We start from the raw sequence: 22,978 nt of genomic DNA on the forward strand, positions 1-22,978 counted from the left end.
GGGAAAAGTTCTGTAAAAAAATCAGTCAGCCCGCGGCTTACTTGCCGCCGCGGATCAAACCGCCCATACCACGACGCTCCATAAATGCCGCCACCTGGTGGCGCACTTCGGTGGTCATTTGGGCGTTAAGCACCCGCTGGGTCAGCACTTCGGCATCGGACAGCTCAATATGCCGCAGCAGATATTTTATCCGCGCCACGCTGCGGCCGTTCATGCTCAGGTTGCGGTAGCCCATCCCCACCAGCAGCAACGCCCCCATAGGGTCGCCGGCCAGTTCACCACACAGGCTGACCTGCAGCCCGACGGCCCTGGCCTGAACGGCTATCAGCTTCAGCACCTGCAACATGGCAGGATGCAGGCTGTCGTACAGTGAGGCCACCCGGGTATTGTTGCGATCTACCGCCAGCAGGTATTGGGTCAGGTCGTTGGTCCCCACCGAAATAAACTCAACGCGCCCGGCCAGATGCGGGATCATGAAGATCATCGAAGGGACTTCCAGCATGATGCCCAATTTGGGTTTGGGGATTTCATACCCCAGCACCTCTTCCACTTCCCGCCCTGCGCGGTCGATCAACCTGCGTGCTTCGTCGATCTCCTCCAGGCTGGTGATCATCGGCAACAGTATGCCCAGATTGCCAGTTCCGGCATTGGCACGCAGCATGGCTCGCACCTGGATCAGGAAGATCTCCGGTTGATCCAGGGTAATGCGGATGCCACGCCAGCCCAGGCACGGGTTTTCTTCGCTGATCGGCATATAAGGCAGTTGTTTATCGGCACCGATATCCAGCGTGCGTAGCGTCACTGGCTTATTTGGATACATCTGCAACATGCCCTGATACTGTGCGACCTGCTCCTCTTCAGAAGGGAAACCGCTCTGTAGCATAAAAGGAATTTCGGTACGGTATAGGCCAACGCCATCAACCCGCCCGCCCAACAGTTTTTCATGTTCCGGGCTGAGGCCGGCATTAAGCATCACCTGAACTCGCTCACCGCTTTTAAGCTGGGCCGGTTGCTCAACGTCATCTTCCGCCAACCTGCTTAATTCCAGCTCTTCGCTGATCAGCCGTTGGTATTCCTGCACCAGCACCGGTTCGGGGTCGACCAAAAGTTCGCCGCGATAACCGTCGACAATCAGCAGCCGCTGGCTGAGTAGCGCAGGCTGAATATCCGCGCCCATCACCGTCGGTACGCCCATCGCCCGCACCAATATGGCTGCATGGGAGCTGGCAGCACCGTCGCGCACCACCACGCCGACCAGCCTGTCCTGCGGCATTTCAGCCAACAGTGTCGCGGTCAGCTCATCGGCTACCAGCACAAAGCGCGCCGGCCACTGGGTAGCGCCCTGGGTGGTGTCATCGAGATGGAATAGCAGACGCTGGCCGAGCGCGCGCAGATCGCTGGCGCGCTCACGCATATAGGTGTCTTGCAGGCTGGCAAACTGAGCGGCAAAGACTTCGATCACCTGTTTAACCGCCCATTCCGCCACAGAACCGGCATCAATCTCGGAAAAGAGTTCGCGCTTGAGGCGAGCATCGTTGAGCAGGTGAGAGTAAAGATCGAAGATCGCCGCGCTCTCTTTTTGCGAGCTGGCGGCAAAGCGCTTGCTGAAACGGCGGAATTCCGCACCGGCTTCTTCAAGTGCCTGAGTCAGGCGTTCGCGTTCGCTGGCGGTATCGAGCGTCGAGGCTTTGTAAACCTGGTCGAGAGACGGTTGACTGCTGTCCTGCCAACCTTCCGCTACGGCGACGCCCGGCGATGCCGCCAGTGCACGAATGCGCGTCTGACGATACTGGCCAAAAATGGCGTTAAGCTGTGACTGCAAGAGGATCCCGGCCATTTGTGTGGCCAGGGTCACCATGAAGGATTCTTCGCTTTCGTCAAACTGGCGCAGCTCACGCTGCTGCACCACCAATACCCCCAGCAACTGGCGACGATGAATGATCGGCACGCCGAGGAAGGATCGGAAACGATCCTCTTTCACCTGGGGAATGTATTTGAAGCTGGGGTGGCTCTGCGCGTCTGCCAGGTTAATCGGCTCCGCAAGGCGTCCGACCAATCCGACAATGCCTTCATCAAATGCCAGTGCGATAGCGCGCCCACGCGGTTTTTTTAACCCGCGTGTCGCCATCAGGTAATAGCAGCGGCGGTCGTTGTCCGCCAGGTAGATGGAACAGACTTCTGTATCCATTGCCAGACAGGTTTCATTGACCAAAAGATCCAGCGCATCTGTCAGGCTGGCCGCCGCGGCCACCTTCTCAACAATTTCTCGCAAGCGCGTGAGCATAGTCGGCTTAACTTAACCTCTCTTCCGGCGATAAGCGGGGGTCTGCCGCTGTGCTGCCTGCTCCTGCATCGGCATCACGGTGACGGCGAATTCTTTCATCACCCGGCGGTAAACGTCGCGTTTGAACGACACCACCTGGCGCACCGGATACCAAAAACTCACCCAGCGCCAGCCGTCAAACTCCGGCGTGCTGCTGCGTTGCATATTGATATCAGCGTCATTGCACATTAACTGCAACAGAAACCATTTCTGCTTTTGGCCGATACAAACCGGCTTTGTGTCCCAACGCACCAAACGTTTTGGCAATTTATAGCGCAACCAGTTGCGGGTTGAGGCCAGGATACGGACATCCTTTTTACTCAGTCCCACTTCTTCGAACAGCTCACGGTACATTGCCTGTTCTGCGGTTTCACCAGGGTTAATCCCACCTTGGGGAAACTGCCAGGAGTGTTGACCGTAACGGCGAGCCCACAGGACTTGCCCCTGACGATTACAGATTACGATACCAACATTCGGGCGGTAGCCATCATCATCGATCACCGGACTACCTCGATAAGCTTAAATTCGCATAGATACCCTGATTGTTTCACACAAGCTACAGGCGGTAAACCACTGCTTTGCGGCGCTGCAAACCGGATAACATTGGGATAACTCACAGATAATGGCAAAGTTATAAACATGCGGAAGGATTTACACCGGGTTTTATTCACTTTTTCTGTGGATAGGTATGTGAAGAACTCAAGGGATAAGCCGGTAAAACTCTGGTGAGCCTAAAAACCCCGGAAATATAAAAATCAAATTAAATATTTAAAAACATATACATATACAACCATAAACAGCCCTACACAGAGCCAAAACGTGATCTATGTCCGTTTAGGATCTTACCCTGGTGAAAGATCCACCAACGTCGTTTTTATCCACAGATTATCCGTATGAGTTACGCACAAAACGGACAATTTCGCAAAAAAGTGCCTGCGTCAAGGCTGTAAATCGAACCAGTGATCGGTAAAAATTTGGGTTATCCCATAAATCTGTGGATAAATAGGTGTAAGATCCTGTTTATTGTCGGTGGCTACAGGTGCACAAGCGTCAGTCGGAATTTTTCCTTTACCGGGGGGGAGAGAAAAAGTCATGGAAAATCATGCTACTATTATTCTTTTCCCCAGTCCTTTCCGGCCAAAGTTCTCTGTGGACAAATACAGTACGTTTTTCAACCAAATCTAACAGGCTTGTATTATGGCGTTTTTCTCTCCTTTGCCCCCTCCTCCAGAAAACGAACAACAGCTGTTTGAAAGAGCACAACGGCTTGCCGGCTGTCATCTGGGCGAACTGGCCGAAGGTGCGCGGTTGGCTATCCCCAGGGATCTGAAACGTGATAAAGGCTGGGTTGGCATGCTGCTGGAGCAGTATCTTGGTGCCATGGCGGGCAGCAAACCGGAACAGGATTTCCCCGAGCTGGGCATCGAGCTAAAAACCATCCCGATAGACGCCGCCGGCAAACCGCTGGAAACCACCTTCGTCTGCGTAGCCCCCTTAACCGGCAACAGCGGTGTCACCTGGGCCAGCAGTCATGTACGCCATAAGCTGGCGCGGGTGCTGTGGATCCCGGTAGAAGGCGAGCGACAAATCCCGTTGGCGCAGCGCCGTATCGGCTCACCGCTGTTGTGGAGCCCAAACGCCGAAGAAGAAGAGATGCTACGCCGCGACTGGGAGGAACTGATGGATTTGATCGTGCTCGGCCACGTAGAGCGGATCACCGCCCGCCACGGTGAAGTGCTGCAACTGCGTCCCAAAGCCGCCAACAGTAAGGCCCTGACCGAAGCTATCGGCGAACAGGGTCAGCCAATCCTTACATTGCCGCGCGGCTTTTATCTGAAAAAAAGCTTCACCGGCGCATTATTGGCAAGACATTTCTTAGTTTGACCCCTTTTGTTTAGGTGGCGTTTAGCTAACAGTGTCGCTGTATCAATAAACGCGTATAATTCAGCCTTTGTTTTTTATTAAGGTGTGGCTCGACAATGTTTGAGTGGATTATGGATCCCAATGCCTGGTTAGCGTTAGGTACGCTGACCATTCTTGAGATCATTCTGGGTATCGATAACATCATTTTCCTTTCGCTGGTGGTGTCCAAGCTACCGAAAGCGCAGCAGAACAAGGCTCGCCGCATCGGGCTGGCCGGCGCAATGATAATGCGTCTGGGGCTCCTGGCCTCTATCGCCTGGGTGATCCGTCTGACCCACCCGCTGTTTAGCATCATGGACCACAGTATCTCGGCACGCGATCTGATCCTGCTGCTGGGTGGGCTGTTCCTGATTTGGAAAGCCAGTAAAGAGATCCATGAAACCATCGAAGGTTCAGAGGAAGAACACAACACGAAGGTGCACGGCTTCTTTGGCGCCATCGTGCAGATTATGCTGCTGGATATTATTTTCAGCCTGGACTCGGTGATTACCGCGGTAGGCCTGTCCGACCATCTGTTTATTATGATGGCGGCGGTGGTGATTGCCGTTGGCGTCATGATGTTTGCCGCCCGACCTATTGGCGAGTTCGTTAACCGCCACCCTTCGGTGAAAATGCTGGCGTTGGCGTTCCTGATCCTGGTGGGCTTCACCCTGATGCTGGAAAGCTTCCAGATACATGTACCGAAAGGCTATATCTATTTTGCGATGTTCTTCTCAATGTCGGTCGAAGCACTCAACCTGATGCGCAGCAAGAAAAATACCGTCTCTGAATAATTCCCCACGGGAGTGCGCGCCAGCCACTCCCGTTATTATTTTCTGCAGCCCTGTTTCAATGTCACTTTCCCTTATCAAGATAAAGACTTATCCGAAACACGACGCATACATATTTTGCTAATCTTAAAAGAAGCTTCTTTTTTGCATATATAACTGAGGATCCGCAGGATGAAAAAGTGGGTAATGGCAGTGTCTGCGTTGATCATCGCCGCCGGTTTGGCGGGATGTTCCAGCGATTACGTGATGGCAACCAAAGACGGCAATATGATCCTGACTCAGGGTAAGCCGGAGATTGATAAAGATACCGGCCTGATCAGCTATAAAGATGAAAAAGGCAACAGCCGCCAAATCAACGGCGATCAGGTTTCACAGGTTATCGAACGTTAAACTCCCCGTCGGCTATCGCTCTCGTATTGCGTGATAGCCTTCCCCGCACTTAATCCACTTCCCCCATCTTCTCGGCTTGGTTATAGTCGGCAAAGGCGATATCACCGCCTTGCGGGTTGTTTGCCACAGCCTGCCATTTGGCTCCTGTTTCACCGGGCGGTTCAGCCCGTAAGCGCTAACATGAAAGGAAGGCCGTTAATGCAATACCACCGTATTCCCCACAGTTCTTTAGAAGTGAGCGTGCTGGGACTGGGCACCATGACCTTTGGCGAACAGAACAGTGAAGCCGATGCCCATGCGCAACTCGACTATGCATTAGCCGCTGGCGTCAACCTGATCGACACCGCAGAGATGTACCCGGTACCGCCTCGTCCTGAAACCCAGGGGCTGACCGAGCAATACATCGGCAGTTGGATCAAGGCACGCGGCAACCGTGAGAAGCTAGTGCTGGCCAGCAAGATTGCCGGGCCGGTGCGCGGCACCGACAGCAGCATTCGCCCACAGCAGGCGCTGGATCGCAAAAATATTCGTGTCGCGCTGGATGCCAGCCTGAAACGACTCAACACCGATTATCTCGATCTCTACCAACTGCACTGGCCACAACGTCCAACCAACTACTTCGGCAAGCTCAATTATCAATACACCGACGATAAAGCTACCGTTACGCTGCTGGAAACTCTGGAAGCGCTGACCGAACAGGTGCGTGCCGGTAAAATCCGCTATATCGGGGTGTCTAACGAAACGCCATGGGGCGTAATGCGTTACCTGCAACTGGCTGAAAAACACGAGTTGCCGCGTATCGTTTCGATTCAAAATCCCTATAGCCTGCTGAACCGCAGTTTTGAGATTGGCCTGGCGGAGATCAGCCAGCACGAAGGGGTAGAACTGTTGGCCTATTCCAGCCTGGCATTCGGCACCCTGAGCGGCAAGTATCTCAACGGTGCCAAACCGGCCGGTGCGCGCAACACGTTATTCACGCGCTTTAACCGCTACTCTGCGCCACAAACTCAGTTGGCGATTGCCGAGTATGTCGCATTAGCTAAAAAGCACGGGTTGGATCCGTCGCAGATGGCACTGGCGTTTGTGCGCCAGCAGCCGTTCGTTGCCAGTACTCTGCTGGGTGCAACCACGCTGGAACAGCTGAAAACCAACATCGACAGTTTCGATGTGGTATTGAATGAAGACGTACTGCAGGCGTTGGAAGAGATCCACACCCGCTTTACTATTCCGGCACCATAAAAACACGGGGCGCAGTTCAAAACCGCGCCCCGTTCGTTATTTATTTTGCCCACCGCTGCGACAGCCACAGCGCGCTAATCGCCAGCGCAAACACTACGCCAAAACCAATCCCCACGCCGACCACCGGCACACTGACTTTAACGGCCAGCGAATACAATCCGAGCATCAGCAACATGGCGGTGTTCTCCCCCAGGTTCTGTACCGCGATCGCATTGCCCGCCCCCACCGAATTTTTGCCCCGTTCCTGCAACAGCGCATTCAGCGGTACCACAAAAAAGCCGCCCAATACACCGATAATCAACAACAGCGCATAAGCGTTAAACAGAGTGGTTTGCAGCGCGAATATCGCCACCGCCACGCCGATCAGGATCCCGGCAGGCATGCAGCGCTTCACCGTCTCCAGCGTGACGAAACGCGCGGCAGCCCCGGCGCCTATCACTATCCCGACTGCCACCATCGCATTGAGCAACGTCGGCGTAGCGTTGTCAGCAATACCGAGTGCCACCGGCACCCACAGCACCAACAGGAAGCGCAGCGTGACCCCGGCCCCCCAGAACAGGCTGGTACCGATCAAGGAGAAACGCGTCTGTCCATCGCGCCACAGCACCACACAGGCATTGAAGAAAGCCCGTGTCATAGCACGCGGTGTCCAGGAAACGGCGGGATGTGCCGCCGGCAAGCGTGGAATATACAAGTTGGCTATCACCGCCGCAGCGTAGACCACCGCACACACCGCCAGCGCCGCCACAATGTGCCAGTCGGCCAGTATGCCGCCGGCCACCGAACCAATCAGGATCGCGGCGATGGTGGAGGCCTCCATCAGGCCGTTGGCCTTGACCAGCTTTTCACCGCTGGTGATTTCCCCCAGAATGCCGTACTTGGCAGGTGAATAGGCTGCTGCCCCTACGCCCACCAGCGTATAGCCGAGGAACGGATTAAACCCGAAGCAGATCACCAACGCACCAGCCAGTTTCAGGCCGTTGGCCACCATCATCACCCGCCCTTTGGCGAAGCTGTCGGCGACCTGGCCGACAAAAGGCGCCAGGATTATATAGGTGGCAACAAACGCCATCTGCAAAATCGGTTGGCTCCAGTCGGGGTAGAGCTGTTGTTTGATCAACGCCAGCGTGGCGAACAGCAGCGCATTGTCACCGAATGCGGACAGAAACTGGGCGCAAATGACGGCGATCATACTACGCGAAAGCAAAGGTGAAACAGTAGGCAACGTCGGGTTCATCAGGCAATCTCCGGCTGTTCAGCCATGTTACGCAGGGTCACAAAGTCCGGCTTACCGCTGCCCAGCACCGGTAAGGTTTTCAAAAAACGGATATCACGCGGTACCGTCAGTTCAGGGCTGCCCACTTCACGCGCCACCTTCAACAAAGCTTCACGCGTGATGCCGGCGTCGGTGGTAAACAGCACCAGCGCCTCGCCCTTGCTGCTATCGCTTTTTACCGTGGCGGCGTGCTGCGCTTCCGGCGCGATACGCTGCGCCAGCAGTTCAACGCTTTCCAGCGAGACCATTTCACCCGCCAGTTTGGCAAAGCGCTTCACCCGACCGCGGATCACGCAGTACCCCTGCTCGTCCAGGGTGACAATATCGCCGGTATCGTACCAACCCGGCTGCAGGTTGCCGTGTTCATCTTCCGCCGCCGGTGGCTCTAGTTCGCCCGGACGTTCCACCCGCAGATAGCCTTTCATGATATTAGGCCCCTTCAACTGCAGACGCCCGCCGTTATCGATGCCTGGCACCTTCATCAGCCGTGCCTCCATGTTCGGCATAATACGGCCGACGGTACCCACTTTGGCCGCCAGCGGTACGTTGATCGACACCACCGGCGCGCATTCAGTCACACCATAACCTTCCAGAATACGGATGCCGTATTTGTCCTGATAAATCTGTTTGGTGTTGTCCGCCAGTTTTTCCGCACCGGCAACCACATAACGCAAACGGGCAAAATCATACGGGTGAGCGAAACGCGCATAGTTATTGAGGAAGGTCGCGGTGCCGAACAGTACGGTGCAGTTACGGTCGTACACCAGCTCCGGTACCACACGGTAATGCAACGGGCTGGGGTAAAGGAAAATACGGCTGCCGGTCATCAGCGGCGTCAGCAGACCGACCGTCAGGCCGAACGAGTGGAACAACGGCAGCGATGACATAAAGCGGTCACGCGGGGTGAAATCGGCGATGGTACGGATCTGTTCAACGTTGGCCAACAGGCTGGCATGGGAATGTACCACGCCTTTCGGATTGCCCTCCGAACCCGAGGTGAACAGGATCAGCGCCGCATCGTCAGGCTGCTGTGGCAGCATGGCCCGTGTCGGTTGCAACAGATGGCGCAGGATCCACAACTTGTCCGCCAGAGTCACCGTATCTTTCAGATCCTCCAGGTACACCCAGTTGGCCTCCGGCACCTGCTCTGGCAAATGGGTCAGCTTGCCCTTTTCCAGAAACTGGCGCGACGTAACGATAGTTTTGAGGCTGGCGGCGGTCATGGCGCTTTTCAGGCCTTTGGAACCGGCGGTGTAGTTGAGCATCGCCGGAATGCGGTTGCGCAATGAAGCGCCAAAAATAGCCGCTACGGTGATGGTCGTATTCGGCAATAACATGCCGACATGTTCACTCTCGGCGGTAAAGCGTTGCAGGATACGGCTGACGCCCAGCGCTTTCTTGATCAACGTCCGGTAACTGTCCTCCTTGAAGTTAATATCCTCGATGCACGGCTTGCTTCGACCATAACGGTGCTGCGCCGCCAACAGAGCCTGAAACAGGGTCTGCGGCTCACGGGTATCCATCCGCGCCTGCATCATGATCTGGTGCAGCCGATCCCCGGCCAACGCACGGCGATCGCGGGCGCGTGGCGCTACCGGCATCGGCAACGAGGTCGGCGGTAAAATACGGATGCTGATCTGCGGGAACCAGCGGATCTTGAACACGCCGGCCATGCGGCCAAAGGGGCTGAACTCGGCACCATCGAGCCGTATCGGCACCAGGGTCGCCCCAGATTTGGCGGCGATAAACGCGGCACCGTCATAAACTTTCATCAGCGAACCGGTAACGGTAATGCGCCCTTCGGGAAACACCACTACCGGCCTGCCCTGTTCTACCGTGCGCACCAGTTGCTTGATGGCCATGGGTTTGGTCGGATCGAGTGAGACGAAGTCGATATAGGGCCGCAGCCAGCGCATAAACCAGCGATCGCCAATGCTGGCGTAAACGGCAAACACCGGTTTGATCGGCAAAAACAACGCCAGCAAAACGCCGTCGAGGAAGGAGATATGATTGGGCGTAATCAGCAGCTTTTGCTGGTCGAAATGCCGGACGTCGCCCTCGACACGTACCCGGAACAGCAGGCGGAACAGCACCCGCAGTATAGAAAAGATCATGCCCTTCTCCCCTTGGCCAAGATGAGCGTAAATGGTTGTAGGGAAAAGAATACTATATGGCAGGCAAAAAAAAACCTACGCATCCGCGTAGGTTGGTGCAATTGAAAATGGCTTCAACATACAGAGTATGCTGATTTCTCACCAATCAATACCTCTGGGACGTTCAATTTACCCGTGCCGGCAAAAGCCAGCCAGCGGGCAATCGCAACATTGGGCCGCAAAGTGTAACCAGCTGTTTATACCCGTCGCCTTTCAAGCCGCGGCGTTGTTATCTGCTTTACAAGATCCATCCATGGGTCTTGCCCCTTCGGGGCCGCTGCAAGCAGCGTTCAAATCTGTTCCCGACAGATTTGTCGCTCATCCCCAGTTACTTACTCAAGTAAGCGCCTGGGAATGAGCGAGCTGGACGCCTAGCCGCAACTCGAAATTCATAGGGTATATTACCTATCGGGCGCTCACCTCGACCAGGCAGCTCATGGCGTTCGGCCCCTGAGTGAGCGGCGAGGTGCCGATATCCAGGGTTAATACGTTCGGATTGCCGGACTGTTCCACCTGCAGCCGCTGGCTGTCGAAGCCCGGATCAAACCAGGCGCCGGTGGCCATCAGCGCCACGCCCGGTGTAACGCCGTCGGTAATAGCGACGCCCGCCAGACAACTGCCACGCGCATTGCTGACCAACACCTCCGCCCCATCGGTAATAGCCCGTTTTATCGCATCCTGCGGGTGCATATACAGCGTTTCGCGACCGGCGGTTTTATTGCCCTGCGCCAGGGGGGCCGGGTCCATCTGACTGTGTAAACGATCGCTCGGCTGGATGGAAATCAGGTGCAGCGGCCACTCTTTGGCCTGCGGCGCTCCCAGCCATTCGACCGGCGGCTGCCACTGCGGATGCGGTGCAAAATCAGCATAACCGTAGCCGGCGATTTTCTCGCTGAACAGCTCAATCTTGCCGCTTGGGGTTTGCAGCGGATTAGCCTGTGGGTCGGCGCGGAAGTCGTCAAAGAACACAAATTCTTTTGCCGGAGCCGGCAGCTCGACATAGCCTTTACGCCAAAAATCCTCGAACTCGGGCCATTCCACACCGGTACCGGTCTGCGCCTGACCGCACTGCTGATAGATAGATTCGATCCAGGCTCGTTCATCGCGGTTTTCGGTGAACTGTTCGCGGTAACCGAGGCGCTCTGCCAGATCGGCAAAAATATCAAAGTCATTTCTCGCCTGATGCTGCGGCGCAATGGCCTGATGCATCGCCAACACGTAGCGATCGCGCGATGAACCGCCGATATCGTTACGTTCCAGCGAGGTGGTTACCGGCAGCACGATATCCGCCATTTTGGCGGCCGGTGTCCACCAGATATCCTGCACAATTACCGTATCCGGCTTCTGCCAACCCTCCACCAGCCGATTCAACTGCTGGTGATGATGGAACGGGTTACCACCGGCCCAATGCACCAGATGGATATCCGGGTAATGCAGCGTCTCGCCACGGAACGGGTAGGGTTCGCCAGGTTGCAGCAACATGTCGCAAATGCGTGCCACCGGGATCGCCAACCCGCAAGGATTAGGGCCCACCGGCATCATTGGCCCTGGCGTATCCACGCGCGGGTTGCCAACGCCGTTCATGGAACCGTGTCCGAACGAGAAACCACCGCCCGGCAACCCGATCTGGCCGAGCATCGCCGACAGAGCAATCATCATCCAATAGGGCTGTTCGCCACGGTGAGCGCGCTGAACGGAATAGGAACAGGTAAGAAAGCTGCGCACGCCAATCAGTTGCTGCGCCAGCAAGCCAATGCGCGCCGCCGGGATACCGGTGATCGCACTGGCCCATTCAGGGGTTTTCGCCACGCCGTCATCGGTGCCGCGCAGATAACGCGCCAGTTGGTCATAACCAGCACAGTGGCTATAAAGGAATGCTTCGTCCTGCGCGCCACGCCGCTGAATTTCATACGCCAGCGCCAACATTAACGCCACGTCGGTGTTCGGGCGGATCGGGATCCATTCGGCATTCACAAATGCCGGGCAGTCGTCCCGCATCGGGCTGATGTTGATCACCGGGGTACCTTTCTGCACCAGCTTTTGCAGCCACGGTTTGAGCGAGTGTTCCGCCGCGCCACCGGACGATACCTGGGCGTTTTTCAGCGCCAGGCCACCAAAGGCGACAAACAGCTCGCAGTGCTCAACCACGCTCGGCCAACTGGTGACGCGCCCGGTCAATGGGGTAAAGGTGCCAATCACATACGGCAGGAAAAACTGCGCTGCGCCCCAACTGTAGTTACCCAGTTGATCAACACCGCCGCCACCGCCGAAATAAAAGCGCCGCACCAGCGAGCGCGCATGATGCAAACGCCCGGCGGATGACCAACCATAGGAGCCGGTAAACAGGCCCGAGGGGCCGTAGCGATCGCGCACGCGGCGGTTTTCCTCCGCCACCAGATCGAGCGCCAGATCCCAGTCAACTTCGACAAAATCCTCGCGGCCACGCAGCGTGCGATCGCTGCCTTCACGCTTTTGCAGCCAGGAACGGCGTACCGCCGGCTTGCGGATCCGTTTGTCGGAATAGGCCATCGGCGCGATGGAGTCGAGCATCGGGGAAGGATCCGGATCGCCTGCGAAAGGCTCACAGCGGATAAGCCTGCCATCTTCAACCACGGCGGTATACGCCCCCCAGTGAACGAGTTGCGGGTAACGTTTAATCGACATGCGGTTCTCAAACAAAATTGGATGCACAAAAGTACCATCTGCCAACCCGTGGTGCCAAAGTACAAATGGCTCTATTACTGAGCTACCCAGGTCTAAGCACAGAATAAATCGCCCATATCTGCAACAGCCGCCACAAGTTGCGATCGCCAGCGCTTGCAGCCCCGGGTTTTTTCCGCAAGACTGAGGAATGTAAGCGATTACCCAGGATGTATGACAGATATGGCTACCATAAAGGATGTTGCCAGGCTGGCGGGTGTTTCCGTGGCCACGGTATCCCGCGTAATAAACCATTCCCCGAAGGCCAGCGAAAGCTCACGCACCGCTGTGCTGGCCGCGATGGAACAACTGCAGTACCACCCAAACGCCAACGCCCGTGCGCTGGCGCAGCAATCGACCGAAACGCTGGGGCTGATCGTCTCCGACGTGTCCGATCCCTTTTTTGGCGCTATGGTCAAAGCAGTCGAGCAAGTGGCCTACGCGACCCACAACTTCTTGCTGATTGGCAACGGTTACCATGAGGCGGAAAAAGAGCGTCAGGCGATTGAACAACTGGTACGTCACCGCTGTGCAGCACTGGTGGTGCATGCCAAAAAGCTGACCGATCCTGAGTTAAGCGGCTGGATGCAGCAGATCCCGGGCATGGTGCTGATTAACCGCACGCTGCCGGGCTTTGAATCGCGCTGTGTGGCGCTGGACGACCGCTATGGTGCCTGGCTGGCGACTCGCCATCTGATTCAACAAGGGCATCAGCGTATTGCCATCGTCTGCTCCACCCACCAAATTTCCGACGCCTCAGACCGTCTGCAGGGTTATCTCGATGCATTGCAGGAGCATGGTATTGCGGTAGATGAAAGGCTGATTGCCTACGGTGAGCCGGACGAGATCGGCGGTGAACAAGCAATGACCGAATTGCTCGGGCGCGGTAAAAACTTCACCGCAGTGACCTGTTATAACGATTCGATGGCCGCAGGTGCGCTCTCGGTGCTGAGCGACAACAGCGTGGACGTACCGGGCCAAATGTCGTTGATTGGTTTTGATGACGTGCTGATTTCACGTTATCTGCGCCCCCGCCTGACCACCATCCGTTATCCGGTGGTGGCCATGGCGACCCAGGCAGCCGAACTGGCACTGGCGCTGGCCAATAACCAGCCGCTGCCGGAGATCACCAATATGTTCAGCCCGACGCTGGTACGTCGCCATTCGGTGGCCAGCATCAATAACGTTTACGAGCAGAACTAGTCCAGCTCGCGGTGATAGAGCCGCACCGGGCGGTCAGGGTAGTCCAGCGCGTCACCGATATAGTGCCAACCGTGACGTTCGTAATAGCCGCTGAAGTCACTGTAGAGATACAGCTCGTTGAAACCGGCCTGGCGGCTGTAGTCCTGCACATGCTGCTGCAGCCGCCAGCCCAGACCGCTGCCGCGCTGGCTTTCATCGATATACAACGCCGCCAGCCAGGGTGTCAGATCCTGGCGGCTGATTAAATCGCAGCGCCACAGACCGACGGTGCCGACCAGTTTTTCCCCCTGCAAGGCGATAAAAGTGATGGGCAAATCTGCTCCACGCAGCCCACTGTCCACCACACTGGCGAAAAATGCCCTGCTGTTTTCACTGCCGAACGCCCGCCATAGCCAGTCGATCACCTGTTGCCGGTGCTGCGGATAGTCCGCCAGAAGCGCAATATTAGTCATCCCGCCGTCCCTTTATTCTCGTTGCCTGAAAACAGTCTACGGACGTTTCATCACAACGCAATCACCGCGATAAAAAGCCGCGCAGCCAAGGGCTAACCCTATGCTAGACTGAGCATTATTTGCCACAGCGGATGTTGAAGGGGTAAGCCATTGATGATCACCATGTTGGATGTTTCCATTCGCGCGGGGGTATCTAAAGCCACGGTTTCTCGCGTGTTGAATGGCACCGGCCAGGTGAAAAAGAGCACCCGCGACGCAGTGTTCAAGGCCATGAACGATCTGGGTTATCGCCCGAATTTCCTGGCCCAATCGCTGGCGAATAAAAGCTCCAACAGCATCGGGCTGGTGGTTTCCAACTTCGATGGCCCCTACTTCGGTCGCCTGCTACGCAAAGCCGCCAAGCTGATCGAGGCCAGCGGCAAGCATCTGATTGTCACCGACGGCCACGACACGCCGGAAGACGAGCTACAGGCGGTGCAACTGCTGGCCGACCGTCGCTGTGACGCCATCATCCTGTATACCCGTTTTATGTCCGAACCCACGCTAATGAAGCTGTTGGACAGCCTGCCGGTGCCGATCATGGTGATCAACCGCGATCTGCCACAAGCCCGTGCACGCTGTGTGTCCTTCGAACAGCAGGAAGCCGCCTTCCATGCGGTGGACTATTTGATTCAGCAAGGGCACCGCGAGATAGTCTGCATTACCGGGCCGATTGCCACGCCTACCGCCCAGGCTCGGTTAGCCGGTTATCGGCAGGCACTTGAGCATCACGCCATTGCCTTCGACGATGCCCGCGTAGCCTATGGTGACAGCAGCGTACAGAGCGGCCATCAGGCTGTGCGTAGTTTACTGAGTAGGGGGAGCAGCTTTAGCGCCCTGTTCGCCTGTAACGACGACATGGCGGTCGGCGCAATGAAAGCATTGCACGATGCGGGCAAACGCCTGCCGCAGGATGTCTCACTGTTCGGCTTTGACGACGAACCCAGCGCCGCCTATTTGCAGCCGGCGCTGTCTACCGTTTATCTGCCGATCGATGTGATGATCGAAGCCGCCATCAGCCAGGCTTTCCGACTGATTAAAGGGGAGGATATACAGCCACTCACTCCTTTCACCGGTGAACTGCGGCTGCGGGAATCCGTGGTACCCGGCCCCTACGCCAACTGACTTATCTGGGCGCTGCCGCCGATTGCATGCCGCGCCGCATTTCCTTCTCTGTAGTTTCCCTTCATAAGATATGATTAATGCGCGGGCGCAGCACCGAACTGCGCCCAAATCATCAGATCAATTCTAGTGCAATCAACTCTTCAATGGTCTGACGACGGCGAATCAAACGCGCTTCGCCGTTCTCAAACAGCACTTCCGGCAGCAGCGGACGGCTGTTGTAATTCGATGACATTGACGCGCCATAGGCACCGGTGTCATGGAACACCAGATAATCACCGACCTGCACCGGCGGCAGTTCGCGAGTTTCAATGCCACCACCGGCCTGTTGGGTAAAGACGTCACCGGATTCGCACAGCGGCCCGGCAATCACGGTATCGCGCAGCGGCTGATTGGCAGTATCGCGGCCATCGGCCGGCAGCAGAGAAATATGGTGGTAACTGCCGTACATCGCCGGACGCATCAAATCGTTAAAACCGGCGTCCACCAGCACAAAGTGGCGGCTGCCCATGTCTTTCACCGCGCGCACCTCGGCCACCAGCACCCCAGCCTCCGCCATCAGGAAGCGCCCAGGTTCAATCTCCAGGCTTACCGGATGGCCCAAGTGGGCGGCAATGCGCTCACGGGCACTGTTCCACAGGCCAAAATAGTGTTCGGTATCAATCGCCTCTTCACCGTACTGATAAGGGATAGACAGGCCGCCACCGGCGGAAATGGCACTGATATCCTGGCCAAGATCGATCACCTGCTGCACCATGGCATCACACACTCGCTCCAGATGCTGGTAATCCACGCCCGAGCCAATATGCATATGCACGCCAATCAGTTTCAGGCCGTACTGTTGAATTTTCTCCACCGCCTGCGGTAAATCAGCATACCAAATGCCGTGCTTGCTGTTTTCGCCGCCGGTATTGGTTTTCTGACTGTGGCCGTGACCAAAGCCTGGGTTGATGCGCAACCATACCGGGTGCTCAGCAGAAACCTGGCCCAGTTGCTCCAGCATGTCGATAGAACCGACGTTAACCGGAATTTTCAATTCGCTGACGCGTGCCAGGGTAGCGTGATCCAGCACATCGGCGGTAAACACAATCTCACTTGGCTCACCACCCGGCTGAAAACCGGCCTGCAATGCACGCTCAATCTCTCCCAACGACACCGAGTCCACCTTAACGCCCTGCTCACGCATCAGGCGCAGAATGTGGATATTCGAGCAGGCTTTTTGGGCAAAACGAATGACATCAAAATGACGCAGCTGGCTAATGCGCTCGCTAATGATAGCAGCGTCATAGGCCCATACCGGGCAACCAAAGCGCTCAGGCAAGGCCAACAGGTTAGCGGCATTAAGGGCAGTCGTCGTATCGTGTAAAGCACGTGGCATGGTGGTATCCCTGAATAAAATTTAGTGACTCTAATACCCCAATATTGCCGCACGCTTTCTTGGATGGAAAATATCTATTTAGCCAGAGTCTATTCATTTATGATATGGCTTTGCTGATTAAAAGAGCTGCCGATGCACGCGATAACGCTACGCCAGATTGAAATCTTCTATGCGGTGATGACCACCGGCAACCTGACCGAAGCCGCCGCGCTGCTGCAAACCTCGCAGCCCACCGTCAGCCGTGAGCTGGCGCGCTTTGAGAAGCTCATCCAGCTGCAATTGTTCGAACGGGTACGAGGTCGGTTATCCCCAACGGTACAAGGCCTGCGGCTATTAGAGGAGGTGCAGCGCTCCTACTACGGCCTGGATCGTATCACCGCCGCCGCCGCCAGTATCCGCCAGTTCCAGCAGGCTCAACTGTCGATTGCCTGCCTGCCGGTGTTCTCTCAATCACTGCTGCCCGCGGTGTGCAAACCTTTTATCGATCGCTATCCGGAGGTGAGTTTCAGCGTAATACCGCAGGAATCACCGCTGCTGGAAGAGTGGCTGTCAGCGCAGCGCCACGATTTGGGACTGACAGAAAATACCCTGACCCCGGCAGGGACCGAGCGCATGACGCTGATGACACTGAACGAGGTGTGCGTGCTACCGGCCGGGCATCCCCTGCTGGCGAAAACGGTGTTAACACCGCAGGACTTTGCCGGACAAAACTTTATCAGCCTGTCGAACACCGACAGCTATCGCCAGCTACTGGATTCGTTGTTCAGTGAGGAAGGCGTCAAGCGCCGTCTGGTGATGGAAACCCATAGTGCCGCATCGGTCTGCGCCATGGTGAAAGCGGGAGTGGGAGTGTCGATCGTTAACCCGCTGACGGCGCTCGATTACGCCGGCAGCGGTGTTCACGTGCGGACATTCAGCGTTGAAGTGCCTTTTACCGTTAGCCTGATCCGGCCGCTGCACCGCCCATCTTCGGCGCTGGTCACGGCCTTTACTCAGCATTTGCAACAGCAGGCGCAGACACTCCCCGCCCGTCTGGCGGCAGTCATTACACGCTAGCCGGGCGCTTGGCACGACTGAAGGTCACCAGACAAAGTACCAGTCCCAGCAGCGCGAGCCCCGCGGCCGCCAGCGGTACGCGGGTCAACCCCAACCCCTGCGCAATCACCACGCCACCAACCCAGGCGCCAATCGCATTGCCGACGTTAAACGCAGCAATATTTAACGTTGACACCAGATTCGGTGCCTTTTTACCGTAGGTCACCACGTTGATCTGCAATGCAGGCACTGCGGCAAACGCCGCCGCGGCCCACAGGAACAAGGTGATTTCCGCCGGCACCATTGAGTGACTGGTCCAACTGAACAGCGCCGCGAAACAGGCGATGACCAGGAAAGTACAGGTCAGGGTCAGTGGCAAACGCCAGTCGGCCAGACGGCCGCCAAGGATATTACCCAGCGTCAGGCCCACCCCCATCAACAGCAGCGTCCAACTGACGCCATGTGAGGAAACCCCAGTCACTTCGGTCAGCAACGGGGCAATATAGGTAAACAGCGCGAACATGGATGCGGCAAAGGCCACGGTCATCAGCAGCGAAAGCCAGATGCCGCCGCCACGCAGTGCCGTCAGCTCTTTTTTCAGGTCGGTCGGTTGTTCATCCTTGACGATCGGCAGCTTGCTATACAGCGCCAACAGGGATAACACGCCGATCACCGTCACAGCCCAGAAGGTTGAGCGCCAGCCCAATGCTTGTCCTAGCGCAGTGCCGAGCGGCACCCCCAACACGTTGGCCAATGTCAGACCGGTGAACATCAACGCCACGGCAGAAGCCCGACGGTTTGGCGCCACCAGGTTAGCCGCCACTACAGCGCCAATGCCGAAGAACGCACCGTGACACAGAGCGGTGATAATGCGCGCCAGCATCAGGAAATCGTAGCTGTAACTCAGCGCACACATAATATTGCCGAAGATGAAAATCACCATCAGCAGTAACAGCGTCTTTTTGCGCGGCAGCTTCGCCGTTAGCAACGCCATGATCGGTGCGCCGATAGCCACGCCAAGGGCATAACCGCTGATCAACCAGCCGGCGGAAGGAATAGAGACCTGCAGATCCCTCGCGACTTCCGGCAGCAACCCCATAATAACGAACTCGGTGGTGCCGATAGCAAATGCACTTAATGCCAGTGCGAGCAGAGAAACAGGCATGCGTAACGCTCCCAATCAACAAAGCCCCGGCGTAAGGCGCGCGAGGCTGGTAAAAAAACACAAAATTATCGGCCAGCCTGGCAGGCTGTCCGTGGAAAGGTCAGAGAGGATGTTCAAAGAGCCGGGTTATCTATTTAACCCTATAATTATTAAGTCTTATTCACTCTTCTCACGCTACAAAAACTACACGTCACCCCATCGGTTAACCAGTGACAAAGCCGCAACAGCGCACAAAATACCCCGCTAAACTCGCTAACCACTTGAATGCGCTGATGATGAAAAATGTGTGAAAATGTTACTACGGCGTTAACGATATCAGCGCAACGTCGCTCGCCAGCCGGCATCGGTGGCAAACCACTCCACTAAAAAGTCCAACATGGTCCTCAGAGTCGCCGGCATCTGTCGACGGGAAGTATAAATACCGTAAATGCCCATCGACTGGGGCCGATAATCCGGCATCAGCTCAATCAGTTCGCCACTGGCCAGCTGCGGTGCCGCCGAATAGTAAGGCTGCATGGAAATCCCCGCCCCCTGCACCGTTCCCGCCATCAATACCACCGACTCGTTGGCGCTCAGATTACCGCTGACTGCGACTGCCGACTTCACCCCCTGGTGGTCAAAATGCCACAGGCTTTTACCGAAGTAGGAGTAAGTCAGGCAGTTGTGCAGCGCCAGATCCTGCGGATGACGCGGCGTGCCATGCGCCGCCAGATAGCCCGGAGCAGCGCAGACCACCGAGGCGCAGGAAGACAGCGGTCGGGCGATCAGATTGGGATCCAGCTCATTGGTAATTCGCAGCGCCAAATCGATACGCTCTTCGACCAGATTCACCGCGCGATTGTTCATTTGCAGATCCACCGCCACCTGCGGATGACGCTTCAGGTATTGCGCTACCGCGCCCACCAGCGCCGTCTGGCCCAGCGACTGCGAACAGGTGATCCGGAGCAGACCGCGCAGTTCATCACTCTGCTCCCCTTCGACCAGATCTATTTCCCCCGCCAGCGCCAGCATCTGTCGGCAACGCTCTAATGTACGCTCACCAGCGTCAGTCAGACTAAGCTTACGAGTAGTACGATGCAGCAAACGTGCACCGGCCCATTGCTCCATCTGGGCCAGATAACGCGTCACCATAGCGCGCGACATTTCCAGCGTTTCCGCCGCCGCAATCATGCTGCCACGGTCAACGATGGTGATAAAAACCTCAGCGGCAGTGATGCGATCCATGATTCGTCCGATTTACGCAATGAATAATTGCTCATTATCCGGTTTTTCTATCGCTTTATGCAACCTAACATCTACACAACATTTAATCGCTACCCAAGGACCTCTGACCATGTTTAACAAATCATTACTGACCCTGGCCTTCGCCGGCATCACCACCTTTAGCGCCTACGCCACCGCATCCGACACTCTGACCATGGAAGTGTACAACCCAGGTGAGAAAAGCGTTTTCCCGGTATCTTCTGAAATCATCAGCGGCAAGCACGAAGTGGCACTAATCGACGCCCAGTTCCAGCGCAATGACGCAGAAGAACTGGTGAAAAAGATCAAGGCCACCGGCAAGAAGCTGACCACCGTCTACATCAGCCATTCAGATCCGGATTTCTATTTTGGTCTGGACGTGATTAAAGCCGCGTTCCCACAGGCGAAAATCATCGCTTCACCGGGCACCATCGAAGAAATCAACGCCACCAAAGACGGCAAAGTAGCCTACTGGGGCCCAATTCTGAAAGACAACGCGCCGAAAGCGGTAGTGGTTCCACAGGCATTGCAGGGTGACAGCTTCACCGTTGACGGCCAGAAAGTCGAAGTGAAAGGCTTGACCGGCCCAACGCCGGAGCGCACCTACGTGTGGATCCCGGCGCTGAAAGCGGTAGTGGGCGGTGTTCCGGTCGCAGGCGACAATATCCATCCGTGGATCGCCGATAACCAGACCGTAGAATCCCGCGCGCACTGGCAGCAAACGCTGGAAGGCATCAAGGCATTGAAACCGAAAGTCGTTGTCCCTGGCCATTTCCTGCCGGGTGCCGACCAGACGCTGAAATCCGTTACCTTTACCCAGAACTACCTGACCACGCTGGAAGCTGAACTGCCGAAAGCCAAAGATTCTGCGGCACTGGTGGCGGCAATGAAAAAGCATTACCCGAACCTGAAAGATGAATCCAGCTTGGAACTGAGCGCCAAGGTGCTGAAAGGCGAAATGAAGTGGCCTCAATAAGCCCGCCTATACCCACAGATTAAAGCGTTACTGCCACCCGCCCTTGAAAGGGGGCGGGGATAAAGAGGAATAATTATGACCGGCACGACTCTGCATTACATTTTCGATCCGCTGTGTGGCTGGTGTTATGGCGCGGCCCCGCTGGTGAAGGCGGCCAAAACCATTCCAGGGCTGAACATCGTCCTGCATGCCGGTGGCATGATGACCGGCAACAACCGCCGCCAAATCACGGACGAATGGCGTAATTATGTTATCCCGCACGACAAACGTATTGCGGAGTTAACCGGACAGACCTTTGGCGAAGCCTATTTCAATGGCTTGCTACGTGATACCACCGCAGTGATGGACTCAGAACCGCCGATTACCGCGATACTGGCGGCGCAGGCGCTGGCGGGACGTGGGCTGGATATGCTGCATCGCATTCAGGAAGCGCATTATCAGGAAGGTCGACGCATCGCCGATACGCCGGTGCTGGAAGCTCTGGCGAAAGAGCTGGGTCTGGCTTCTGCCCCGTTCATCGCCGAAATGCGCTTCAACGCCGGCGTGCAGACCGCGCAACATATAGCGCAAAGCCGGGCGATGCTTGCCAAAGTTCAGGGGCAAGGGTTCCCGACCTTTGCACTCGAAGAAAGTGAAGGCCGGCTGCGCCAGATCCCGGTGGGCAACTATCTGGGGAATGTTGAAGCCTGGAAAGAATTACTGAGCGGTGCTGTTACCTGGGCGTAAACCGGGTTAATCTGCCCGGGCATCCACTCTGTTGGGTGCCTGGGCTATTTATTCGACCCGCACAAAGCGCCCTTCCGCCCGTACGTTAAAACCAAAACCGCAGTCGCCTTTGGTATGCATTTGCAGCGCATCCGCCGTGAATTGTATCGCCACATCACAGGTTATCGCGTCCTCCGGCTCCCGCTGACGGTACAGCGCCTTGCCCTGTTCAATCGGCAACACCTCGGCGAACTCACCCATATTCGGGCCGTAATACAACCCCATCTGCGGCATGTAATAACCGGAATAGTCGATCAGCCAGCGACCGTCCTGCGGCTTGACCTCCACTTCGCTCCACACCCCGCGCCCGGCATACTGCCAGTAGACGCCGCCCGGGCCGTTCGACGGCGGTTGCTTCGCCAGGCGCTGCTGCAGCAGTTTTAAATTATGTTGGGATTTACTGTCCTGCGGTGCCAGTTCCAGATAGGCGCGTGCCTTGAGCAGTTCACCGGCATGCATCAGCGCCAGTGCCACGTTGTTGTAAGCGGTGGCGGTCGCCTGGCTGTCAAGGCCACAGAACTCGCTCCAGGCGGCCTGATCGCGGAAAACGTCGGCTGCGCGCGGGTAATCGCCGCGCTGGTAGGCACTTTTCCCCAGCTCGGCATAGCTCGCCACTTTGTGGCAATCGGCATCAATATCCGGCTCATCAATATGTGCTCTGGCCTGGGCGCTGGCGAACGCACCACAGGTCAACAGCAAGGGAACCAACGCCTTCATTACTTTTCCTTTCCGCAGTAAACACCCCAAATTCGGCGCCAGTATAACCGCCATTGCTCCCGGCGACACCTCTGACGATCCAACCTTAATATTTCAAACGGTTAGCTGCG

General features: G+C 56.4%; 19 protein-coding genes. 9 read left to right on the forward strand and 10 right to left on the reverse strand.

Features of this window, described 5'->3' with window-relative positions:
- Positions 1-37: 37 nt before the first annotated feature.
- Both ptsP and rppH read right to left on the reverse strand, forming a co-directional pair.
- Positions 38-2,284: a phosphoenolpyruvate--protein phosphotransferase gene (gene ptsP, locus ACUTQ5_RS15165; RefSeq protein WP_445651925.1), complete on the reverse strand. Its 2,247-nt coding sequence runs from the start codon at positions 2,282-2,284 to the stop codon at positions 38-40.
- 12 nt (positions 2,285-2,296) lie between these two features.
- On the reverse strand, positions 2,297-2,824 hold the full coding sequence (gene rppH, locus ACUTQ5_RS15170) for an RNA pyrophosphohydrolase (protein ID WP_012146527.1): 528 nt from the start codon (positions 2,822-2,824) through the stop codon (positions 2,297-2,299).
- Positions 2,825-3,520: 696 nt separating this feature from the next.
- Here rppH and mutH point away from each other — a divergent pair.
- The 4 genes from mutH to ACUTQ5_RS15190 all read left to right on the forward strand — a co-directional run bounded on the left by mutH (position 3,521) and on the right by ACUTQ5_RS15190 (position 6,645).
- A complete protein-coding gene (gene mutH, locus ACUTQ5_RS15175; RefSeq protein ID WP_445651926.1) occupies positions 3,521-4,207 on the forward strand; it encodes a DNA mismatch repair endonuclease MutH in 687 nt (228 codons plus the stop codon).
- A gap of 95 nt (positions 4,208-4,302) precedes the next feature.
- Positions 4,303-5,019 (forward strand): TerC family protein, encoded by a 717-nt coding sequence (locus ACUTQ5_RS15180; protein ID WP_445651927.1) that lies wholly within the window; start codon positions 4,303-4,305, stop codon positions 5,017-5,019.
- Between the two features lie 168 nt (positions 5,020-5,187).
- On the forward strand, positions 5,188-5,406 hold the full coding sequence (locus ACUTQ5_RS15185; protein WP_445651928.1) for a YgdI/YgdR family lipoprotein: 219 nt from the start codon (positions 5,188-5,190) through the stop codon (positions 5,404-5,406).
- Between the two features lie 198 nt (positions 5,407-5,604).
- Positions 5,605-6,645, forward strand: coding sequence for an NADP(H)-dependent aldo-keto reductase (locus ACUTQ5_RS15190; protein WP_445651929.1), 1,041 nt, complete (start codon positions 5,605-5,607; stop codon positions 6,643-6,645).
- A gap of 40 nt (positions 6,646-6,685) precedes the next feature.
- On the opposite strand, the gene lplT is transcribed toward ACUTQ5_RS15190, so the two are convergent.
- From lplT to ACUTQ5_RS15205, 3 genes are all read right to left on the reverse strand, one after another.
- On the reverse strand, positions 6,686-7,882 hold the full coding sequence (gene lplT / locus ACUTQ5_RS15195) for a lysophospholipid transporter LplT (protein WP_445651930.1): 1,197 nt from the start codon (positions 7,880-7,882) through the stop codon (positions 6,686-6,688).
- Positions 7,882-10,035 (reverse strand): bifunctional acyl-ACP--phospholipid O-acyltransferase/long-chain-fatty-acid--ACP ligase, encoded by a 2,154-nt coding sequence (gene aas / locus ACUTQ5_RS15200; protein WP_445651931.1) that lies wholly within the window; start codon positions 10,033-10,035, stop codon positions 7,882-7,884. The genes lplT and aas overlap by 1 nt, the downstream gene beginning before the upstream one ends.
- Positions 10,036-10,479: 444 nt before the next feature.
- Positions 10,480-12,738 (reverse strand): molybdopterin guanine dinucleotide-containing S/N-oxide reductase, encoded by a 2,259-nt coding sequence (locus ACUTQ5_RS15205; RefSeq protein WP_445651932.1) that lies wholly within the window; start codon positions 12,736-12,738, stop codon positions 10,480-10,482.
- A 219-nt stretch (positions 12,739-12,957) separates the two neighbouring features.
- Here ACUTQ5_RS15205 and galR point away from each other — a divergent pair, with 219 nt between their 5' ends.
- Positions 12,958-13,977, forward strand: coding sequence for an HTH-type transcriptional regulator GalR (gene galR, locus ACUTQ5_RS15210; protein WP_445651933.1), 1,020 nt, complete (start codon positions 12,958-12,960; stop codon positions 13,975-13,977).
- Here galR and ACUTQ5_RS15215 read toward each other — a convergent pair.
- Positions 13,974-14,429, reverse strand: a complete 456-nt coding sequence (locus ACUTQ5_RS15215) for a GNAT family N-acetyltransferase (protein WP_445651934.1) — start codon at positions 14,427-14,429, stop codon at positions 13,974-13,976. The genes galR and ACUTQ5_RS15215 overlap by 4 nt on opposite strands.
- Before the next feature lie 153 nt (positions 14,430-14,582).
- On the opposite strand from ACUTQ5_RS15215, the gene ACUTQ5_RS15220 reads away from it, so the two are divergent.
- Positions 14,583-15,593 carry a LacI family DNA-binding transcriptional regulator gene (locus tag ACUTQ5_RS15220; RefSeq protein ID WP_445651935.1) on the forward strand — a complete coding sequence of 337 codons (1,011 nt, stop codon included), beginning with the start codon at positions 14,583-14,585 and terminating at the stop codon, positions 15,591-15,593.
- A gap of 112 nt (positions 15,594-15,705) precedes the next feature.
- Here the strand turns inward: ACUTQ5_RS15220 and lysA are convergent, their stop codons facing one another.
- The gene (lysA, locus tag ACUTQ5_RS15225; protein WP_445651936.1) at positions 15,706-16,968 is read right to left on the reverse strand and encodes a diaminopimelate decarboxylase; all 1,263 of its coding nucleotides are present in this window, start codon (positions 16,966-16,968) and stop codon (positions 15,706-15,708) included.
- Between the two features lie 132 nt (positions 16,969-17,100).
- On the opposite strand from lysA, the gene ACUTQ5_RS15230 reads away from it, so the two are divergent.
- Entirely contained in the window at positions 17,101-18,024 is a 924-nt protein-coding gene (locus tag ACUTQ5_RS15230; RefSeq protein WP_445651937.1) for a LysR family transcriptional regulator, read from the forward strand.
- Here ACUTQ5_RS15230 and ACUTQ5_RS15235 read toward each other — a convergent pair.
- Both ACUTQ5_RS15235 and ACUTQ5_RS15240 read right to left on the reverse strand, forming a co-directional pair.
- Positions 18,014-19,168: an MFS transporter gene (locus tag ACUTQ5_RS15235; protein ID WP_445651938.1), complete on the reverse strand. Its 1,155-nt coding sequence runs from the start codon at positions 19,166-19,168 to the stop codon at positions 18,014-18,016. The two genes, ACUTQ5_RS15230 and ACUTQ5_RS15235, sit on opposite strands and share 11 nt — an antisense overlap.
- A gap of 315 nt (positions 19,169-19,483) precedes the next feature.
- Positions 19,484-20,392, reverse strand: a complete 909-nt coding sequence (locus ACUTQ5_RS15240; RefSeq protein ID WP_445651939.1) for a LysR family transcriptional regulator — start codon at positions 20,390-20,392, stop codon at positions 19,484-19,486.
- Positions 20,393-20,501: 109 nt separating this feature from the next.
- Between ACUTQ5_RS15240 and ACUTQ5_RS15245 the strand changes: the two genes are divergently transcribed.
- Positions 20,502-21,386 (forward strand): MBL fold metallo-hydrolase, encoded by an 885-nt coding sequence (locus ACUTQ5_RS15245; protein ID WP_445651940.1) that lies wholly within the window; start codon positions 20,502-20,504, stop codon positions 21,384-21,386.
- Between the two features lie 75 nt (positions 21,387-21,461).
- On the forward strand, positions 21,462-22,112 hold the full coding sequence (locus ACUTQ5_RS15250) for a DsbA family protein (RefSeq protein ID WP_445651941.1): 651 nt from the start codon (positions 21,462-21,464) through the stop codon (positions 22,110-22,112).
- Between the two features lie 48 nt (positions 22,113-22,160).
- Here ACUTQ5_RS15250 and ACUTQ5_RS15255 read toward each other — a convergent pair whose 3' ends face one another.
- Entirely contained in the window at positions 22,161-22,868 is a 708-nt protein-coding gene (locus ACUTQ5_RS15255) for a tetratricopeptide repeat protein (protein ID WP_445651942.1), read from the reverse strand.
- Between the last annotated feature and the right edge of the window lie 110 nt (positions 22,869-22,978).

The organism is Serratia sp. NA_112.1 (genome assembly GCF_052691715.1).

Coding starts and splice junctions, on each gene's coding strand:
- ptsP (WP_445651925.1), bottom strand. CDS start 2,284: ATGCTCACGCGCTTGCGAGAAATTGTTGAGAAGGTGGCCGCGGCGGCC.
- mutH (WP_445651926.1), top strand. CDS start 3,521: ATGGCGTTTTTCTCTCCTTTGCCCCCTCCTCCAGAAAACGAACAACAG.
- ACUTQ5_RS15180 (WP_445651927.1), top strand. CDS start 4,303: ATGTTTGAGTGGATTATGGATCCCAATGCCTGGTTAGCGTTAGGTACG.
- ACUTQ5_RS15185 (WP_445651928.1), top strand. CDS start 5,188: ATGAAAAAGTGGGTAATGGCAGTGTCTGCGTTGATCATCGCCGCCGGT.
- ACUTQ5_RS15190 (WP_445651929.1), top strand. CDS start 5,605: ATGCAATACCACCGTATTCCCCACAGTTCTTTAGAAGTGAGCGTGCTG.
- lplT (WP_445651930.1), bottom strand. CDS start 7,882: ATGAACCCGACGTTGCCTACTGTTTCACCTTTGCTTTCGCGTAGTATG.
- aas (WP_445651931.1), bottom strand. CDS start 10,035: ATGATCTTTTCTATACTGCGGGTGCTGTTCCGCCTGCTGTTCCGGGTA.
- ACUTQ5_RS15205 (WP_445651932.1), bottom strand. CDS start 12,738: ATGTCGATTAAACGTTACCCGCAACTCGTTCACTGGGGGGCGTATACC.
- galR (WP_445651933.1), top strand. CDS start 12,958: ATGGCTACCATAAAGGATGTTGCCAGGCTGGCGGGTGTTTCCGTGGCC.
- ACUTQ5_RS15215 (WP_445651934.1), bottom strand. CDS start 14,429: ATGACTAATATTGCGCTTCTGGCGGACTATCCGCAGCACCGGCAACAG.
- ACUTQ5_RS15220 (WP_445651935.1), top strand. CDS start 14,583: ATGATCACCATGTTGGATGTTTCCATTCGCGCGGGGGTATCTAAAGCC.
- lysA (WP_445651936.1), bottom strand. CDS start 16,968: ATGCCACGTGCTTTACACGATACGACGACTGCCCTTAATGCCGCTAAC.
- ACUTQ5_RS15230 (WP_445651937.1), top strand. CDS start 17,101: ATGCACGCGATAACGCTACGCCAGATTGAAATCTTCTATGCGGTGATG.
- ACUTQ5_RS15235 (WP_445651938.1), bottom strand. CDS start 19,168: ATGCCTGTTTCTCTGCTCGCACTGGCATTAAGTGCATTTGCTATCGGC.
- ACUTQ5_RS15240 (WP_445651939.1), bottom strand. CDS start 20,392: ATGGATCGCATCACTGCCGCTGAGGTTTTTATCACCATCGTTGACCGT.
- ACUTQ5_RS15245 (WP_445651940.1), top strand. CDS start 20,502: ATGTTTAACAAATCATTACTGACCCTGGCCTTCGCCGGCATCACCACC.
- ACUTQ5_RS15250 (WP_445651941.1), top strand. CDS start 21,462: ATGACCGGCACGACTCTGCATTACATTTTCGATCCGCTGTGTGGCTGG.
- ACUTQ5_RS15255 (WP_445651942.1), bottom strand. CDS start 22,868: ATGAAGGCGTTGGTTCCCTTGCTGTTGACCTGTGGTGCGTTCGCCAGC.